Source organism: Lentzea cavernae (genome assembly GCF_014653695.1).
In the GTDB taxonomy this organism is placed as follows: Bacteria; Actinomycetota; Actinomycetes; order Mycobacteriales; family Pseudonocardiaceae; genus Lentzea; species Lentzea cavernae.
Window position 1 is genome coordinate 376,573 of record NZ_BNAR01000003.1, and the last position, 16,331, is coordinate 392,903.

Annotated in this window: 16 protein-coding genes; 7 read left to right on the top strand and 9 right to left on the bottom strand. The window is 69.2% G+C overall.

Annotation, left to right across the window (positions count from 1 at the left end):
• The first annotated feature begins 179 nt into the window (after positions 1 to 179).
• Genes pstS through IE307_RS11935 form a run of 5 tightly spaced genes read left to right on the top strand, consistent with a single transcriptional unit; the run spans position 180 to position 5,280 of the window.
• Positions 180 to 1,295, top strand: coding sequence for a phosphate ABC transporter substrate-binding protein PstS (pstS, locus tag IE307_RS11915; protein ID WP_191297971.1), 1,116 nt, complete (start codon positions 180 to 182; stop codon positions 1,293 to 1,295).
• A 33-nt stretch (positions 1,296 to 1,328) separates the two neighbouring features.
• The gene (pstC, locus tag IE307_RS11920; protein WP_191297972.1) at positions 1,329 to 2,393 is read left to right on the top strand and encodes a phosphate ABC transporter permease subunit PstC; all 1,065 of its coding nucleotides are present in this window, start codon (positions 1,329 to 1,331) and stop codon (positions 2,391 to 2,393) included.
• Positions 2,390 to 3,304 (top strand): phosphate ABC transporter permease PstA, encoded by a 915-nt coding sequence (pstA, locus tag IE307_RS11925; RefSeq protein WP_191297973.1) that lies wholly within the window; start codon positions 2,390 to 2,392, stop codon positions 3,302 to 3,304. Before pstC ends, pstA begins: the two co-directional genes overlap by 4 nt.
• Before the next feature lie 10 nt (positions 3,305 to 3,314).
• Positions 3,315 to 4,091 carry a phosphate ABC transporter ATP-binding protein PstB gene (gene pstB, locus IE307_RS11930; protein WP_191297974.1) on the top strand — a complete coding sequence of 259 codons (777 nt, stop codon included), beginning with the start codon at positions 3,315 to 3,317 and terminating at the stop codon, positions 4,089 to 4,091.
• 28 nt (positions 4,092 to 4,119) lie between these two features.
• Positions 4,120 to 5,280, top strand: a complete 1,161-nt coding sequence (locus IE307_RS11935) for a hypothetical protein (RefSeq protein WP_191297975.1) — start codon at positions 4,120 to 4,122, stop codon at positions 5,278 to 5,280.
• A 75-nt stretch (positions 5,281 to 5,355) separates the two neighbouring features.
• Here IE307_RS11935 and phoU read toward each other — a convergent pair whose 3' ends face one another.
• The 6 genes from phoU to IE307_RS11965 all read right to left on the bottom strand — a co-directional run bounded on the left by phoU (position 5,356) and on the right by IE307_RS11965 (position 12,573).
• A complete protein-coding gene (phoU, locus tag IE307_RS11940; protein WP_191297976.1) occupies positions 5,356 to 6,021 on the bottom strand; it encodes a phosphate signaling complex protein PhoU in 666 nt (221 codons plus the stop codon).
• A gap of 72 nt (positions 6,022 to 6,093) precedes the next feature.
• Complete coding sequence (locus tag IE307_RS11945; protein ID WP_191297977.1) at positions 6,094 to 9,147, bottom strand: LCP family protein; 3,054 nt, start codon at positions 9,145 to 9,147, stop codon at positions 6,094 to 6,096.
• Between the two features lie 297 nt (positions 9,148 to 9,444).
• Positions 9,445 to 10,293: a GGDEF domain-containing protein gene (locus IE307_RS11950; protein ID WP_191297978.1), complete on the bottom strand. Its 849-nt coding sequence runs from the start codon at positions 10,291 to 10,293 to the stop codon at positions 9,445 to 9,447.
• A gap of 141 nt (positions 10,294 to 10,434) precedes the next feature.
• A complete protein-coding gene (locus IE307_RS11955; RefSeq protein WP_191297979.1) occupies positions 10,435 to 10,887 on the bottom strand; it encodes a hypothetical protein in 453 nt (150 codons plus the stop codon).
• The gene (gene dusB / locus IE307_RS11960) at positions 10,880 to 12,004 is read right to left on the bottom strand and encodes a tRNA dihydrouridine synthase DusB (protein ID WP_373305989.1); all 1,125 of its coding nucleotides are present in this window, start codon (positions 12,002 to 12,004) and stop codon (positions 10,880 to 10,882) included. The genes IE307_RS11955 and dusB overlap by 8 nt, the downstream gene beginning before the upstream one ends.
• Before the next feature lie 77 nt (positions 12,005 to 12,081).
• Positions 12,082 to 12,573, bottom strand: a complete 492-nt coding sequence (locus tag IE307_RS11965; RefSeq protein WP_191297980.1) for a macro domain-containing protein — start codon at positions 12,571 to 12,573, stop codon at positions 12,082 to 12,084.
• A 123-nt stretch (positions 12,574 to 12,696) separates the two neighbouring features.
• Here IE307_RS11965 and IE307_RS11970 point away from each other — a divergent pair, with 123 nt between their 5' ends.
• Positions 12,697 to 13,377, top strand: a complete 681-nt coding sequence (locus IE307_RS11970) for a DUF4241 domain-containing protein (protein ID WP_191297981.1) — start codon at positions 12,697 to 12,699, stop codon at positions 13,375 to 13,377.
• Positions 13,378 to 13,394: 17 nt separating this feature from the next.
• Here IE307_RS11970 and IE307_RS11975 read toward each other — a convergent pair whose 3' ends face one another.
• On the bottom strand, positions 13,395 to 13,940 hold the full coding sequence (locus IE307_RS11975; RefSeq protein WP_191297982.1) for a superoxide dismutase family protein: 546 nt from the start codon (positions 13,938 to 13,940) through the stop codon (positions 13,395 to 13,397).
• Between the two features lie 77 nt (positions 13,941 to 14,017).
• On the opposite strand from IE307_RS11975, the gene IE307_RS11980 reads away from it, so the two are divergent.
• Positions 14,018 to 14,494 carry a DUF6328 family protein gene (locus IE307_RS11980; protein ID WP_229904633.1) on the top strand — a complete coding sequence of 159 codons (477 nt, stop codon included), beginning with the start codon at positions 14,018 to 14,020 and terminating at the stop codon, positions 14,492 to 14,494.
• Here IE307_RS11980 and IE307_RS11985 read toward each other — a convergent pair.
• Both IE307_RS11985 and IE307_RS11990 read right to left on the bottom strand, forming a co-directional pair.
• Positions 14,459 to 15,145: a hypothetical protein gene (locus tag IE307_RS11985; protein ID WP_191297983.1), complete on the bottom strand. Its 687-nt coding sequence runs from the start codon at positions 15,143 to 15,145 to the stop codon at positions 14,459 to 14,461. The genes IE307_RS11980 and IE307_RS11985 overlap by 36 nt on opposite strands.
• A gap of 60 nt (positions 15,146 to 15,205) precedes the next feature.
• Positions 15,206 to 16,156, bottom strand: coding sequence for a serine hydrolase domain-containing protein (locus IE307_RS11990; RefSeq protein ID WP_191297984.1), 951 nt, complete (start codon positions 16,154 to 16,156; stop codon positions 15,206 to 15,208).
• Positions 16,157 to 16,331: the final 175 nt, after the last annotated feature.

Sequence of the window (16,331 nt, forward strand, 5' to 3'; positions counted from 1 at the left end):
ACGCATACGCGCTGGTCACGCACTCACTCATTTGGCCGTGTGACCCGTCACTTCCCGTCCTGTGTTCACCTCTCGTTCACCTTGTCTAGGTGGGTTGTCCATTCTGGCTACCTACCTTCCACAACGAGCGGCGGCGTCCGTCGCGAACCGCTACTGCTTCCGCAAGGTGGAGGACCAAGGTGAAGATCCAGCGGCACGGTGCCGTGCTCGGCCTCGTCGCGGCCAGCGCGCTGCTGCTCAGCGCGTGTGGCAGTGACAACAACGCGCCGACGGGTGGCACCAACAACACCACGTCGAACGCCGCGTCCGTCCCGGTCGAGTGCGGTGGCAAGACGAAGCTCAACGCCGAGGGCTCCTCCGCGCAGAAGAACGCGGTCGACGCGTTCGTGCAGGCCTACCAGGCCGCCTGCCCCGGTGTGGACCTCGCGTACAACCCCTCCGGCTCCGGTGCCGGCGTGAAGAACTTCAACGCCGGACAGGTCGACTTCGGTGGCTCCGACTCCGCGCTCAAGGAAGGCGCGGAGACCACGGACTCCACCAAGCGCTGCAAGGAGAACCCGGCCTGGAACCTGCCGCTGGTCTTCGGCCCGGTGGCCGTCGGCTACAAGGTCTCCGGTGTGGACAGCCTCGTGCTGGACGCCAAGACCACCGCCGCGATCTTCTCCGGCGCGGTCAAGAAGTGGAACGACCCGGCCATCAAGGCGCTGAACGGCTCCGCGACCCTGCCGGACAAGGACATCGCGGTCATCTACCGCTCGGACGAGTCGGGCACCACCGACAACTTCCAGAAGTACCTGAAGGTCGCCGGCGGCTGGACCAAGGGTGACGGCAAGCAGTTCAAGGGTGGTGTCGGCGAGGGCAAGGAGAAGTCCGCCGGTGTCGCGCAGGCCGTCGGCTCCATCGACGGTGCGATCACCTACGTCGAGTGGTCCTTCGCGCAGGACAACAAGCTCTCGGTCGCCAAGATCGACTCCGGCGCCGGTGCCGTCGAGCTGACCGCCGAGACGGCCGGCAAGGCCATCGACGAGGCCAAGATCAAGGGCGAGGGCAACAACCTGGTCCTCGACCTCGACTCGATCTACGGCTCCAAGGCCGCCGGTGCGTACCCGCTCCTGCTCGCGACCTACGAGATCGTGTGCTCCAAGGGCTACGACGCCGACACCGCGAAGGCCGTCAAGGCGTTCCTCACGGTTGCCGCCACCACCGGTCAGCAGCAGCTCGCCGACGCGGGCTACGTGCCGCTGCCCAAGGCGTTCCAGGACAAGATCCTGACCGCTGTGAAGGCGATCGCCTGAGGTTGATGCGAAACTTCGGCTGACGCAGACGCGATGAAAGATCCCGTCGTGGCCAAGCGCCCCGCCCGCCCCGGTGACACCGGTGCGGAGCGGGGCGTCGCGGCTGCTCCCCACGCCTCGGAGGCTCCGATTCCCCCGACACCGGAAGCTCCAGAAACGACCAAGGCACCTCACGTCCGGCCTGGCGACCGCATCTTCCGCGGCCTGGCGACGGGGTCCGGTGTCTTCATCGTCGTCCTCATCGGCGCGATCGGCCTGTTCCTGATCCTGCAGGCCATCCCGTCGCTCGGGCTGGACAACGTCAACTTCCTGACCAGCCGCGAGTGGAACACGACCGACCCGACGAACCTGCGGTTCGGCATCCTCGACCTGACGCTCGTCACGGTCGTCGTCGCGGTGCTCGCCCTGCTGATCGCCATGCCGATCGCACTGGGCATCGCGTTGTTCCTCACGCAGTACGCGCCGCGCAACCTCGCCCGGCCGTTCGCGTACGTCGTGGACCTGCTCGCCGCGGTCCCCTCGATCGTCTTCGGTCTGTGGGGCCTGTTCGTGCTCGGTCCCGTGCTCTTCCCGTTCTCGGAGTGGCTGATCGAGAACCTCGGCTGGATCCCGCTGCTCGCCAAGGGCAACGTGAACGTGCAGCTCGGCGGCACCATCTTCACCGCGGGCATCGTCGTCGCGGTCATGATCCTGCCGATCATCACGGCCGTCAGCCGCGAGGTCTTCGAGCGCACGCCCACGATGCACATCGAGGGCGCGATCGCGCTCGGCGCGACCAAGTGGGAGGTCGTCCGCACGACCGTCCTGCCGTTCGGCAAGGCGGGTTACGTCTCCGCCTCGATGCTCGGCCTCGGCCGCGCACTGGGTGAGACCATCGCCGTCGCGATCATCCTGAGCACCGCCACCAGCTCGTTCGGCTGGTCGCTGTTCGACGGTGGTTCGACGTTCGCCTCGAAGATCGCGCTGGCCGCGCCCGAGTTCAACGACGCGCGCTCGGCCGGTGCCTACATCGCCGCCGGTCTGGTGCTGTTCGTGCTGACCTTCGTCGTGAACGCCATCGCGCGCTCGATCGTCGCCGGCCACAAGGAGTACGAGTGAGCACCAACCTCGCGGATCCCCAGCGCCTCGCGACGCCGCCGACGTTCCAGAAGGTCAGCACCTCCCGCCAGATCAAGAACGGCCTCGCCACCGCACTCGTGTGGGGCGCGTTCCTGATCGCGATCATCCCGCTGGTGTGGGTGCTCTACACCGTCATCCAGCGGGGCTTCCCGGTCATCCTCGACGGTGACTGGTGGCAGAAGTCGATGTCCGGTCTGCTGGCCCGCCAGCAGGGCGGCGGCGCGTACCACGCGATCTACGGCACCCTGGTCCAGGGCCTGGTCTGCGCCGTGATCTCGGTGCCGATCGGCATCATGATCGCCATCTACCTCGTCGAGTACGGCGGCCGCTCGAAGCTGGCGAAGTCGACGACGTTCATGGTCGACATCCTCACCGGTGTCCCGTCGATCGTCGCCGCGCTGTTCGTCTACACGGTCTGGATCACGACGTTCGGCCTCGGCCGCAGCGCGCTCGCCGTGTCGCTCGCACTGGTGCTGCTGATGGTGCCGGTCATCGTGCGCACGACCGAGGAGATGCTCAAGATCGTTCCGGACGAGCTGCGCGAGGCCTCCTACGCGCTCGGCATCCCGAAGTGGAAGACGATCGTCAAGATCGTCATCCCGACGGCCCTGTCCGGCATCCTGACCGGCATCATGCTGGCCCTCGCCCGCGTCATGGGCGAGACCGCACCGGTGCTGGTGCTCGCGGCCTACGCGCCGTTCATCAACTACAACCTGTTCGACGGCCCGATGGCCTCGCTGCCGTTGATGATGGTGAACGAGCGCAACAACCCGACGCAGGCGGGCTTCGAGCGCATCTGGGGCGCGGCGATCACGCTCGTCGTGCTCATCACCCTGTTCAACCTCCTGGCGACCGTGATCTCGCGGGCGCTGGCGCCGAAGACGAAGTGAGCGGGCGGACATGGCCAAACGACTCGACATCAAGGACCTGAACCTCTTCTACGGCAAGTTCCACGCCGTGGAGAACGTCTCGCTCGCCGTGCCGCCGAAGAACGTCACTGCGTTCATCGGCCCGTCGGGCTGCGGCAAGTCGACCGTGCTGCGTTCGCTGAACCGCATGCACGAGGTCGCCCCCGGCGCCCGCGTCGAGGGCAAGGTGCTGCTCGACGGCGAGGACATCTACACGTCCACTGTGGACCCGGTCGAGGTGCGCCGCACCATCGGCATGGTCTTCCAGCGCCCCAACCCGTTCCCCACGATGTCCATTCGCGACAACGTGGTGGCGGGCCTGCGGCTCGCGGGTCTCAAGGACAAGAAGAAGCTCGACGAGGTGGCGGAGCGCTCGCTGCGCGGCGCCAACCTCTGGAACGAGGTCAAGGACCGCCTCGACAAGCCGGGTGGCGGCCTCTCCGGTGGTCAGCAGCAGCGCCTGTGCATCGCGCGCGCCATCGCGGTGCAGCCCGACGTGCTGCTCATGGACGAGCCCTGCTCGGCCCTGGACCCGATCTCCACGCTGGCGATCGAGGACCTGATCACGGAGCTGAAGAAGGAGTACACGATCGTCATCGTGACTCACAACATGCAGCAGGCGGCGCGCGTGTCCGACCAGACCGCGTTCTTCAACCTGCTGGGTGTCGGTCAGCCCGGACAGCTGATCGAGGTCGACGACACGGAGAAGATCTTCTCCAACCCCGGCCAGAAGGCGACCGAGGACTACATCTCCGGCCGGTTCGGCTAAATCCGCGGGGTGGACTAAATTGCTGCGGGTGAGCCCGCAAAGCAAGTCCCGCAAGAAGAAGCAAGGCAAGGCACCCGGCCGCAGGCCCGAGCAGCAGTCCCCCTACGGGGCGCTGCTCGAGTCGGCGGCCGCGGTGCGTTCGGAGTCGTGGCTGCTCGCGGACGCCTGGGCGAGCGAGCTCTACGCCACGCTCTGGCTCGCCGGCTCGGGCCACACGCCGATGGTCGACGCCCTGAAGGCGATGAACGACCCTGCCGCGCTCACCGCGTTGCGCGCGCTGGCCGGCGTGGGCTCCGCCGAGCACAGGGCCGAGGCCTTCGCGGCCGCGGAAACCGTTGCGGCGCGCGGTGTCGCCGAGCCCTCGTGGTACGTCCCCGGCACCGTGCCTGACTTCCGGGACGCGTTCCTCGTCACGAACCTCCTGGGGGACGTGGAGGTCATCGCGATCACCCAGGAACGCGCCGGCGTCGGCGAGACCGTGCTGTTCATGCGCCAGCCGGTGCTCGGGGCCACCGCGATCGAGCTGTTCTCGACGCCGGACGAGGGCACCGTGGCGCTGCTGGAGGACATGATCGCCTCCACGCCCGAGGCGTTCCGCGACGAGATCACGTCGTTGAGCGCCAGCGACGTCTACGACCGCGTGTGGCCGGACATCCAGCAGTTCTGGGAGGACGGGCCGGACGAGGAGGCCGAGGAAGGCCTCATGGGCGACGAGGACGTGCGCCACCCCGTGCAGCTGATCGCGCTCGCCGACGCCCGCGTGGACGTGCTGGTGCCGTCGGAGTACGAGATCCCCCGCATCAGTCCTGAAAGGACGGACGAGGTGGTGGAGGCGTTCCTGGCTTCGGAGCACGGGATCGCCGACGTCGAGGCCGCACGGGCGTTCGCCCGGATCCTCGCTTCCGCCGCGGTGGAGCAGAACCGCGAACCCGTCGTGTACGGGCCGGCGTCGCTGACCGCCGTGCTGATCCTCAACATCGCCGCGAAGCTCCACGTGTCCGACGCGGATCTGGCCCTGATTCCCGAGATGGTGCGGGCGTGGGCGTACTTCACCGTCGACGCACGGGATCTGCCGCGCGACGAGGCGCGCGCGGCGTGGGACGAGGAACTGCCCACCGTGCTCGCCGAGTTCTCCGAGGCCTACGCCGATCCGGAGCTGGTCGCCGAACGCGACGGGCAGTTCCGCTGAGCGGAGTTCGACACGACATCGGCCCCGCATCCCAGGAGGACGCGGGGCCGATGTCGTGAAACCGAGTTCGGAGGACTAGAGGTTGTCGTCGCCGCCGTAGCCGGGCATCCGGCCGGTGACGACGAAGACCGTGCGCTTGGCGACCGACACGGCGTGGTCGCCGTAGCGCTCGTAGAAGCGGCCGAGCAGCGTCACGTCCACCGCGGCGGGAACGCCGTGCTGCCACTCCTTGTCCATGATCACGGAGAACAGGTGGCGGTGGATGTCGTCCATCGCGTCGTCCTCGTCCTCGAGGTTGCGAGCGCGGTCGACGTCCTTCGCGCGGATGATCTCCGCGGCCTCCGTCGCGAGCTTGACCGCGATGCGGCCCATCTCGGCGAAGTACGGCTGCACGTCCTCGGGCAGCGCCGACGCCGGGTGCCGGCGGCGTGCGGCCTTCGCGACGTGCAGGGCGAGGTCGCCCATCCGCTCGACGCTCTCGGCGGCGTGGATCACCGCCAGCACGGTGCGCAGGTCGGTCGCGACCGGCGCCTGCAGCGCGAGCAGCGCGTACGACTGCTCCTCGATGCTGGAGCGGACGTCGTCGACCTTCTGGTCGCCGCTGATGACCTGCTCCGCCAGACCGAGGTCTGCCTGCAGCAAAGCCGCGGTCGCGTTCTGCATCGCCTCAGCGACCATGCCGGTCATGTCGGCCAGTCGTTCGGCGAGCTCTTCTAGAGAGTCGTGGTAGGCCTCGCGCATGGCGCCCAGCCTACGTCCCGACCATCGCGGCAGCGACATGCCCGGATGAACCGCAGGTGAACCCCAGGCGAATCACTTCGCGGCGCAGGGGTCCTGTGCAGCGTTCACAATGGACAGATCAGGACCTTCCTGACCTTGGGCTTGTCCCTGCGGGGTGCCCTGCTGGTTGCCCGCGCCCGGCGCCTTGACCTGTTCGTCGAAGTTCGCGCCGATCACCAGTTCGACCGCTCCGCCCATCTCCGGCGACTCCACCAGTTCCGCGATGGGCACGGCGGCCTTGAGCGTGGCCGCCTTGTTCTCGTTGCCCTTGGCGAACTTGATGATCGTCTTGGCGGCGCTGGGCGCGTTGCCGCGGGTCGTGATCTGGAAGCCCCGCTGCGCCAACGCGTTCGCCGTCCTGTCGGCCGCACCGCCGTTCGACGGGTCGCCGTTCAGCACCTGGATGCTGACCTGCTTGGGGTCGATCACGGTGCCGGGCTGCTGAGCGGGAGGGGCGGCGTCGCCGGGCTTCTGCTCGGCCACCTTCTCCTGCGGCAACGGCGTTCCGTCGATGATCGTCTGGAACAGCGCCTTGATGTCGTCGTCCTTGAGGCGCTCGATGTTGTCGTCGTTCGACTTCGTCGGGCCCTCGTCGGTCCAGTGCGGCATCGTCACGAACGAGACGCGGCCGGCTTCGAGGCTCTGCAACGAGTTCGCGAGCTCCAGCAGCGAGGCGACGTCGATGTTGTCGCCGACCGTGGACTTCGTGAGCGCGTTGATGAAGTTGTTGAGCTTGCTCGGGCTCAGCAGGACCTCGTTCGACAGCGCCTGGCGCAGCATCGCCGAGAGGAAACCCTGCTGCCGCTTGATGCGGTCGAAGTCCGTGCCGCCGTCGCCCTGGGCCTGGACCTTGCGGGCGCGGACGTACGACAGCGCCTGGTCGCCCTTGAGGACGTGCTTGCCCGCCTTGTCGATCACGACGCCGAGCTCGTCGTCGACGATCTTCGTCGGCGTGCAGATCTCCACGCCGCCGATCGCCGTCGACATCTCGCGGAAGCCGTTGAAGTCGATGCTGACGAAGTGGTTGATCTTGAGGCCGGTCATCTGGGTCATCATGTTGGCCACGCACTCGGGCCCTCCGTCGTTGTAGACGGAGTTCGCCATGACCTCCTTCGCCGGCTCCAGCGGACCGGCGTACTGCGCGTTGTCCGGGTTGTAGGTGCGGCACGCGGGACGGTCGACGCGCACGTCGCGCGGCAGCGACACGATCACCATGCGCTTCCGGTCCTTGGGGATGTGCGCGAGCATGATCACGTCCGACCGCGCGCCACCCTCCTGCGCCTGGGTGCCGACGTTGTCACCCGCCTTCGCACCCGCCCTGGTGTCCGAGCCGACCAGCAGGAAGTTCTCGTCACCGAGCTGCTTGTCGGCCTGCAGCACCGCCTGCGAGTTGCCGCCGAGCGCGTCGATCCTCTGGATCTTGGAGTCGGCCCACTTCATCGCGCCCCAGCCGATGCCGGTGGACGCGAACACCACGGCCGCGGCGGCGATCGCCCCGATCCTGGCGGTGCGCATCAGCTTGCGCTGCTGGGGCGTGCGGCCGACGGGGCGCTTCTCGCCGTCCTCGTCGCTGACGACGACCGGCTCGGCGTACTCGGTGGCTTCGTCGACCAGTTCGCCGTCGTCGCCCTCCTTGACCCACGGCATGAGCTTGGCGCGCCGCTCCTTGCGCTGGCGCTCCTGCTCGAGAAGTTCGTCGTGCACCGCCGAGAACCGCGCGAGGGTGTGGTCGACCTCGCGACGCTTCTTGACGTCGTCGCCGATGGCCTCCATCTCCGTCGTGAGGCTCAACGGGTCCATCTCTTCGCGCTTCTCGACCTTGGCCACACCCGCCGCCGGAGCGATCTGGGTGGCCTCGGGACCGGGCGCGTCGACCTGGGGCTCGTCGGCCGGCTCGGACGCGCCGAGCCGGTTCGCGATGCCGGCGGGGATCGGTCGCGGACCGCTCGACTCCGCCCTCGGGGGCATCGGCCGGGGACCGCTCGACTCCGCACGCGGCGGCATCGGCTGCCGCACCGGCACGTCCCCGTTCGGGGGCGCGGGGCGGCGGCCGGTGATCTCCGGCCCCTCGCCGGGGGCGGGAGGACGCGGAATGCTGGTGGAGGACGGTGCGTCGCCTGGCAGGAGGCGACGAGGCGCACCGGCTGCCGGGCCTTCCGGCGTCCCTCCAGGCGCGGGGGGACGCTGGAGGCCGCCCGGCTCCAGCGGCGGGCGCTTCGGGCCACCGGGCTGCGGGGCCTCACCGGGCACCGGCGGGCGCGGGATGCCGTTGGACGACGGAGCGTCGCCCGGCATGAGCCTGCGCGGTGGTGCTCCGGCGGCGTCGGGCCTGCGGACCGTGCCGCTCGGCAGACCTGCCTCCGGCACCCCACCCGGCGCGGGACGCCGCGGGATGCCGTTCGACGAAGGCGCGTCACCCGGAGGCATCCGCCGCGGGTCGCCGGGAGCCAGCGGCCTGGGCATGCCGTTCGAGGTGACGTCAGGTGCGGGCGGGCGCGGGATGCCGCCCGACGACGGGACGTCGCCCGGCGGGAGCCTGCGCGGCGGCGCACCGTTCGGTGCCGGCCGCCGGACCGCGCCGTTCGGCTGGCCGGGCTGCTCGCCCGGTGCCGGCCTGCGCTGCACGCCCGGAGCGTCCGGCCTGGGCCGTGGCCCGGTCTGCTCGCCGGGAACCCGGTAGGAACCGCTCTGCTCCGGGTTCGGGACAGGGCTCTGCCCCGGGTTCTGGGCGGGCCTCGGCCGGGATCCGGTCTGCTGGGGCTCCGCGGGACCGTCCGTCCTGCGCCGCCTGCCGGTCGGATCACCGGTGAAGTTCTGCGGGGCGGCCTGCTCAGGCCGCGGGCGCGCACCCGTCTGCTCACCAGGACGGTGAGCCGCGGGTGGCTGCTGCCGCGGTGCCTGCGGAGGCTGCTGGTGGACCGGGGGATCAGGCAGTGCACGCCTGCCGGTGGCCGCCGGTGGGTCGGGCAGGGCGCGCCTGCCTGTCGTGGGTGCTTCGGGCAGGGGAGGCGGGACGGGCCGGGGGATGTTCGTCCTGCTGTGCTGCTCGATGAGCTCCGAGACGCTCAGGCCCCCAGAGCCTTCCATCGAGCGACGTCTGCGGCCGGTCGGCTGGTCGTGCTGGGGATCCTGATCACCACGGGAAGAGGGGCCGCCACGTCGGGGGTCGTCGGGCACCCAATCTCCCTTCTGGGTCAGAAGCAATGCGGTTCGTCATTACGAAGTGACGACGACCGGGACACAAGGGTTGCATCACCGGCGTGTCAGTTGCGCCCGCGATACTACGGATGTAGGCGTCTTCTGACGACCACTCCGGGTGATACAGCTGCGATCTGTACGCGATTACGAGTACGAGGCTTGCCCTGAACGGGTGAGCCAGCTCACTCAGTAGTAACCGAGAACACGTGTTTCGGTGACCGCACGCCTGCCCGCGGCAGCGCCTGCGAGGCGAACCCGTCCGTCGGCACGGTACGCCACCGCGTTGCGTCCGGACTGCTTGGCCGTGTACAGGAGGCTGTCGGCGCGCAGCAGCTGCTGCTCGGCGCCGACCGGGGGACGCTCCGGCGCCTCGTCCGCCGGCGGCTCGTACGCGAGGCCCGCGCTGACGGTCACGCGCAGACCCGGCGCGATCTCCTGCCACGGGTGACGCTCGACACGTTCCCGAGCCGCCTCGACGATCTCCACGGCGCGCGAGGCGTCCACGCGGGGCAGCACGAGCACGAACTCCTCGCCGCCGTAGCGCGCGCAGAAGCCGTCCTCCGGCAGGCCGTGCTGCAGCAGCTCGACCACGCGCTGCAGCACCCGGTCGCCCAGGATGTGGCCGAAGGTGTCGTTGACCTGCTTGAACCAGTCGAGGTCCATCAGCGCGATGGCGAGCCCGTGCCGGCACGCTCCGTGCTCGGTCACCAGGTCCATCAGCCGTTGGTCGAGGTAACGGCGGTTGTAGGAGTCGGTGAGGCTGTCGCGCAGGCTCTGCTCGCGCGCCTCGGCGTGCTCCCGGCGCAGCAGCTCGACCTCGCGGCGCAGCTGCTCCGGGACGTGCGGCTCCTCGCCCTGGTCCGCGTGGACGAGGGCGAGCGCGGAACGCAGGTGCTGGTACGCCTGGCGCCACTGGCCGCGGGAGGCGAGCAACGTCGCGATGGACTCGTGCAGCCCCACAAGGCCAGGACCCTGCTTGTCGACGCTGACGTCGGCCTGCTGGATCTCTGCGGTTTCGGGTCGCAGCGCGGTCATCGCGGTCACCTCCTTACCTGCCAGGTGTCGTCCCCTGAGAGGCGGCGCTTGAGCTAGGAGGACTCCTGTGGACGGGATTTCCCCCGTCCGGTTGACCGTCAACTGCTCCGATCCAGTGAGCTTGGAAGATCAACAACCCGTTCAGCCACCGAGGCAGGGCGCGAACCCGTACACCTCGTCGTCCAGGAGCACGACGTGCACCGATCCGATCTGGCTGCCGATGACCTGGTCCTGCTGGCGGATGGTGATCGTGACGGCGACGACGTAGACGTCACCCCGCGGATGGGCCTTCTCACCCGGTGGTGTCCAGTCGGCGTCCGCGCGCAGCGTCGTCCACGTCGGCTCGACCTTGATCGTCGCGCCGCGCAGGTCGCACGCCTTCTGCCGGAAGTCCGGGTGCTGCGTGTCCTTGAGCAGCTTGGCCTGCTGAGACGCGCTCTCGTCCCCGGCGGAGTTCACGCGCTCGTAGTACGCCTTGAACTTGCCGCGGTCGCCGTCCCCCAGCCGGACGGGGTGCGCCGTGCCCGCGACCGGACCGGCGCAGCCCGTGAGCAGCGCGAGAGAGGCCAGGAGGACCGCGACCCGTTCAGCCACCGGAGTGCATCACGTCCGCGCCGGACGGCACCGTGGCGTCCTCGGGGTCGTCCAGCCAGCCCTCGGGCAGCACGACCTTCGCCGACGAGCCCTGCCTGCCGCGCGGCCCCTCGGCGTTCGCGGGGAACGGCACGGTCCTGTCGAGCGTGCCGATGAGGTCGTCCAGCTCCTGCAGGCTCGACACCATCGCGAACGCCCGCCGCGTGTCCCCGCCGACGGGGAAGCCGTGCCAGTACCAGGCCATGTGCTTGCGCAGGTCCCGCAGGCCCTTGTTCTCACCGTCGTGGGCCGCGAGCAGCTCGGCGTGCCTGCGCAGGACGTCGGCGACCTCACCGAGGCTCGGCCCCTCCGGGACCTCCTCGCCCCGGAACGCCGCCTGCAGGTCCCGGAACAGCCACGGCCTGCCGAGGCACCCGCGGCCGACGACCACGCCGTCGCACCCGGTCTCCGCGACCATGTCGAGGGCGTCCTGAGCGCTGAAGATGTCGCCGTTGCCCAGCACCGGAATGCTGGTCACAGCCTCTTTGAGCCGCGCGATGGCCGTCCAGTCGGCCTTGCCCGAGTACCGCTGCGACGCCGTGCGCGCGTGCAGCGCCACGGCCTGTGCGCCCTCGTCTTGGGCGATGCGGCCCGCGTCGAGGTACGTCAGGTGGTCGTCGTCGATGCCGATGCGGAACTTGACCGTGACCGGCATGTCCCCGGCGTTGCGCACCGCGGCCCGCACGATCTGCCGGAACAGCTCCCGCTTGTACGGCAGCGCCGCCCCACCGCCCTTGCGCGTCACCTTGGGCACGGGACAGCCGAAGTTCATGTCCATGTGGTCGGCGAGGTTCTCGTCCACGATCATCTTCGTGGCCTCGCCGACGTTGCGCGGGTCCACGCCGTAGAGCTGCATCGACCGGGGGCTCTCCCCCTCGTCGAACGTGATCATGTGCATGGTCATCGGGTCCCGCTCGACCAGCGCACGCGCCGTGATCATCTCGCAGACGTAGAGCCCGGCCCCGTACTGACGGCACAGCTGCCGGAACGCCACGTTGGTGATGCCGGCCATGGGGGCCAGCACAACGGGCGGGTCGACGGCGAACGGGCCGATCTTCAGCGTGGGGGGAACGGACACGCCCTCCAGGTTACGGCACTGACCTGCCGTGATCTTCACCGAGAGTGACCGCGATCGCGTCCGCGTCGCGACCTTCGTCACAGGCTCCGGGTGAGCGCCTCGAAGGTCTCCTGGTCGAACGCCACGAGGAGGATCCGGTCGACCACCGGCAGCGAGCGGACCGCTGCCACCGCGATCCGCGCTGCTCGTCCGGTGGGGAAGCCGTAGATCCCCGTCGCGATCGCCGGGAACGCGATGCTCTTCGCCCCGAGCTCCTCGGCCAGCCGGAGGGACTCGACGTAACAGCTCGTCAGGACCTCGTCCTCACCGTGCTCGCCGCCCTCCCACACCGGCCCCACCGCGTGGATCACGTGCCTGACCGGCGCGAGGTCGAACGCCGGCGTGGCGACCGCCTGACCGGGCTCGCACGGCGCCAGCCGCGCCCCCGCCTCCGCGAGCCCCGGCCCGGCCGCGCGGTGGATCGCCCCGTCGACCCCGCCGCCACCGAGCAACGACTCGTTCGCCGCCGTGACGACGATGTCGACTTCCTGTCGAGTGATGTCGCCGATCACGACCTCGATCGTCCCCATGCTGACCAGCGTGGCAGCAGATCCGTTGTGGCGTCTGGGGTCTTCACCGAAGGCGAACACCCCCGGTGCCCCGATCGGGTGTCGGGGGCTTCTGCCAACATGCAGGAGGAGGTGGCCTAGCTCATGGGGGCGGTTGCACTGATCAGGTCCGGGTTCGAGCGGTTCTTCGTCGACGGGCCCGTCGGCAAGCCGACCGGTGGTGGCGAACAGCAGCTCATCACCGTGCAACAGGTGGGTGAGCTCGCCCTGCCGACGGGCAGACTCGTGGCGGCGGACCCGTTCGTCGTGTGGCCGGAGGACGCCGAGGCGTTCACCGACACCGTCGAGCCGGGCAGCTACCCGGTGTCGGTCTCGCTGGTGTCCTACATCGACGGCGACGGCCTGCCCGACGAGCGGCAGGGCTACCGCATCGCGGCCGCCAAGGTGACGATCAAGGACGAGCCCGCGTACTCGTGGCGGCCGGCGGTCGTGCCGGGCGAGCACGTGCCGATGCTGCCGGTGATGCCGGAATTCGGGTACGACGTGAAGTCGAGCACCGGCGCGTTCTTCGACCTCGCCGCCGCCTCGGCGCTCGACCGCCTGGCGAGCGACGACGAGCGGGGCAACTGCGAGCTGATCGACGCGCTCGGCGCCGTGGGCGGTGGCCGCGGTCCCGCCACCGTGACCGACGCCCGGTCCGGCCTGAACGTCGTGGCGTTCTCGACCGGCTGGGGCGACGGTGTCTACCCGACCTGGGTCGGCCGCAACACCGCGGGCGACCCGGTCGCGTTCGTGACTGACTTCTTCGTGATCAAAAGAGGCTAGTTCGTGATCAACAAGGTCTAGAAGGCGACGTTCACGCACGCCAGTCGTGGCCCGGCGGTGCCTGCCTCGCCGGGCTTGGTGTGCGTGTGTTCGTTGTGGAGCACCACGGACTGCGCGTGCCTGTCGGTGAACTGCCAGTCCACAGTGGAGTCGGCGTACGCGAACCCGTTGGCGTCGGTGCGCACGTCGAGCCAGATCTCGTTGCGGGGGTTGGCGAAGGCCGGGTCGACGGACGGCTGCACCGGATCGCCGACGTTCTGGAAGTGCGGGCCCGAGTCTGCCGGAGCCGCACCGCACCTCTTCACGTGGACGTGCGCGCCGTACGCCCGGTTCGGCAGCAACCCCTTCAGCACCAACAAGACCGTCGTCCGCCCGCCGACCGACGGCACCCCGACCACGGTGACCTTCGCGCCGCCCGGGACCTTGGCGTCGTACGTGACGGCCTTCGCCTTGTCGCTGTAGCTCTCGAACGTCGCGAACGTGTAGGCCACGGCCGCGGGATCGGCGTGCGCGGTTCCGGTGAACAGGAGCGCGGCGGCGACCGCGACTGCAAGCGTCTTCATGGATCACCTGCTTAGTGCCAACGGCGTAGTTCCGCCAATTGGTGTTTGGACCCGCCCAGGCCGGGTAAGCGGAGTCGGTGAGTGAAGCGGAGGAGTCCGACCAGCGCAGGCTCGCACGCAACGTGAACGAGTTGATGCAGGAACTGCGCGTCGCCCAGGCAGGCGTGCAGATCCTGTTCGGCTTCCTGCTCTCCATCGCCTTCACCGACAAGTACAACTCCGTGGACACGCCCACCCGCGTCACCCACCTCGTCACCGTGCTCTGCGCCGCGATCTCCGTCGCGTTCCTGACCGCTCCCGCCGCGTGGCACCGCGTCCTGTTCCGCCAGGGCCGCCGCGAGGACGTGGTCCGGCACGGCAACACGTTCGCCCTGGTGGGACTGGCCTTCCTGGCACTGGCGATGACCGGCACCGTCCTGCTGCTCGCCGAGATCGTCCTGGGTGGCTGGACCGCAATCGCAGTGGGCGCACTCGCGTTCGTCGTCTTCTCCGGCCTCTGGTTCGTGCTGCCGTTCGTCTCATCCGAGCGAGCTCACGACGGCGAGGGCCCCTAGCCCGAGCACCACCGGCACCGCCGTCAGCACGTTCCTCCTGGTCAACCGCGGCTGCTCCCGCAGCACCAGAACCCCCAACGGCACCAACGCGACGCACAACCCGACCGTGCCGACGATCGACAACAGCTCAGTGCCCTTCAACACCCCGAGCGGCAGCAACCCCGTCGTCGCCGCCGCCACCGACCTGGTCTTCCCCAGCGCCTTCGCGCGGTACACCCCGAAGGCCAGCACGAACCAGCCGAACATGATCGTGAACGACAGGAAGCTGAACAGGTGCAGCTCGCCGTACCCGTTCGCCACCAACTCCGCAGCCCCTTCGACGCCCAACTGCTTCGTGGCGTTGAACGCGGCCTGGTCGATGCCGGCGTGGAACGTCCGCGCGAACAACCCGACCGTCACCAGCACCCCACCCCAGGCCACCCACCTCGTTCCGACCCGATGCACCAGGTGGGCCACCGCCGCCCACAGGACGACGTTGCCCGCCAGGAACGCGGTGTAGGCCGCCCGCACCAACGTCGGATGCTCGGCGACCGCCCGCAGCTGGTCGGGGAAGAAGAAGTGGAACGGCGACCGCAACAGCGTGCCCACCAGCAACAGCACCGGCCCGGCGATCAGCGCCGAACCACCAACCCACCCGTTCGGAAACCTCATGGTCGTTGACGCTGCCACTCTGGTTCCCGCCTGTGATCGGCCTGCGGTCCGACCCGGTCCTCAGCCCGTGGTCCGATCCAGCAGGTCGCTGAAGACCTCGCGCGCCAACGGTTCGCTGTTCACGCTGTTGGTCAGCACGACCACCGCGAGTCCGGCATCCGGCACCACGCGGAGGAACGCCTTCTGTCCCTTCGAGACTCCGGTGTGCCCGACCACCCCGTCGCGGTGGAGCATCCATCCGAGCCCCCACCCCACGACCCCGATCCCCAGGTCCGGAACGGACTCGACCTGCTTCTCCCGCAGCACCGCGAGCTTCGGGTCGTCGAGGTGCAGGCGCACGAACGCCATCAGTTCACGCGCACCCATCGCGAAGTGCGACCCGCTGGGCGCCGTGCCGTAGGCGCCCGCCCACTTCCTCACCGGCAGACCGCTCTCGTCGTGCCCGATCGCGGCCCGGTGCAGGATCGCCTCGTCCGCGTCGGTGGCCACAGTCCGCAACCCCAGCGGCTCCACCAGCCGTTCGCGCAACACGTCGTGGAACGGCTTGCCGCGCAGCACCTCCACCAGCCGTCCCAGCACCACGAACCCGCTGTTCGAGTACAGGAAGGCGGTGCCTGGCGCCGCACCGGGCTCCTCCTCGCCCAGCGCGTCGACGAACCTCTCGATCGCGTCGCCGTTGCGTCCGGTTTCGAAGAAGTGGTTGCTGTCGATCCCACTCGTGTGCGTGAGGAGATGACGGGCGGTGACCAAGGCCGTGAATCCGGGCAGGTGGTGGCGAACCGGGCGGTCGAGGTCCAGCAGCCCGTCGTCCACCAGTTGCTGCACCAGCGTGGCCGTCCAGATCTTGGTGATGGAACCGATCTTGAACACCGAGTCGTCCGTGACCTCGACCCGCGTGTGCACGCTCAGCACACCCGCGGTTTCGTTCCGCACCTCCCCGCTCTCCAGCACGGCCACCTGAGCACCCGGCACCTCGTACTTCGCGATCAGCTCGGCAAGCCTCGTCCCCATCTTCGAGAACTTAGGGACCGCCGTGTCGATTCGCGGTCTGGCCGTTCGACGAACAGGTGTACGGACGAAAACCCGGATGAGACCGCGCCGGTGATGAGGAAGACTCGGGTGCACCGATGAGTTCCTTCAACGCCGCAGGTCTTCTCCGGTGTCGCGAAGAACCTGATGCCAGCAA